The 1,477-nt window shown below is 49.1% G+C and carries 1 pseudogene; it reads left to right on the forward strand.

Annotated elements, in window-relative coordinates:
- Window positions 1-105: 105 nt before the first annotated feature.
- Window positions 106-1,427, forward strand: a pseudogene (locus ABID47_RS33560) (IS3 family transposase).
- The last annotated feature ends 50 nt before the right edge of the window (window positions 1,428-1,477 follow it).

The raw sequence follows: 1,477 nt of genomic DNA on the forward strand, positions 1-1,477 counted from the left end.
TGAACTGTGACCCATAAGAAGGACACTTTGAAAAAAGTGACCCTCTTGTGGGTCATTTGTGTTTTAATCAAGATAATAGTTAAGGAGCGGATCGATATGGGAATGTTGAAACGAGTGGTTTTTACAGAAGAACAGATGGGGATGTTAGAGGCAAACCCCAATGTACTGCGTGTGACCGAGTCGGCCATCACATATACGCCTGCATTCAAGCTAGCAGCAATTCAAGCCTACATGCAAGGCCAGACGCCTTCCGAGATCTTTATTCAGGCTGGCTTTAACCTGGATGTCATCGGTCATCAGAAGCCCAAACACAGCTTAAAGCGCTGGCGCGATACCTTCAACCAATATGGAGAGAAGGGACTCATGACGGAGCGACGAGGCAAGGGCAGCACTGGCCGAAAACCATCAGGTGAGTTGTCGGCAGAAGATGAATTGAAACGAGCAAAGGCTAAAATCAAACTGCTTGAAGCGCAGGTGGACTTGCTAAAAAAGCTCGATGCGCTCGAGCAGCAAAAGAAACGCTAACACCCTCTGAGCGCTACGAAATCATCTATCGTACGATTCGTGCATATGGACTAAAACGCATGACGCGTTACCTGTGCGAGCTTGCGGTCGTAAGTCCAAGTGGCTACTACAGATGGCTCGCAGCTGAAGAGACTCGACAGCTTCGTGAAGCTGTCGACGAGCAAGACATTCAACTGATCAAGCAGCACTTTCTCGCGCTGAGCGGCAAAGCAGGCGCTCTGGTCATTAAAATGCGTCTTGAGCAGATCAGCGGTGTTGTCATGAACCACAAAAAGATTCGTCGTCTCATGCGTAAGGCCGGCTTTGTTGCGGTGATACGTCAAGCGAATCCGTATCGCAAAATGGCAAAGGCAACTCACGAACACCGAGCCTGTCCTAACCTGCTTCAGCGGCAGTTTGACCAGAGAGAGCCTGAGAAGGTGTTTCTCACCGACATTACTTATGTGCGTTATGGCAGCGGACAATGGGCGTACCTTTCCTGTGTAAAAGACGGAGCGACAAGACAGATCCTTGCCGCATGTGTGGCAGGTACGCTTGAGCTTACACTCGTGGAACGGACGCTCCATCATCTGATAGAGCGATTAGGAGGAAACATTCACCCTGAGGCCATTCTGCATTCCGACCAAGGTATGCACTACACGCACCCCAAAACGCGTCTGCTCATCACCAAGGCCGGCTTCAAGCAATCCATGTCACGAAGGGGCAATTGCTGGGACAACGCCCCCATGGAATCATTCTTTGGTCATATGAAAGATGATGTTGATTTTATGGATTGCCAAACCATTGATGAAGTAAGGGAACGTGTTGCCGATTACATAAGCTACTACAACTCTGAGCGATATCAGTGGACATTAAAAAAGATGACCCCCGACGAATTCAGAGGTCACCTGCTTGCTGGTTAAGCTTAGGGCTGTTTCTTTTAAACTGTCCACAATCCGGGTCACAGTTCAGA

The sequence above is a fragment of the Paenibacillus favisporus genome, from assembly GCF_040545415.1.
Lineage (GTDB): Bacteria > Bacillota > Bacilli > Paenibacillales > Paenibacillaceae > Paenibacillus_AQ > Paenibacillus_AQ favisporus.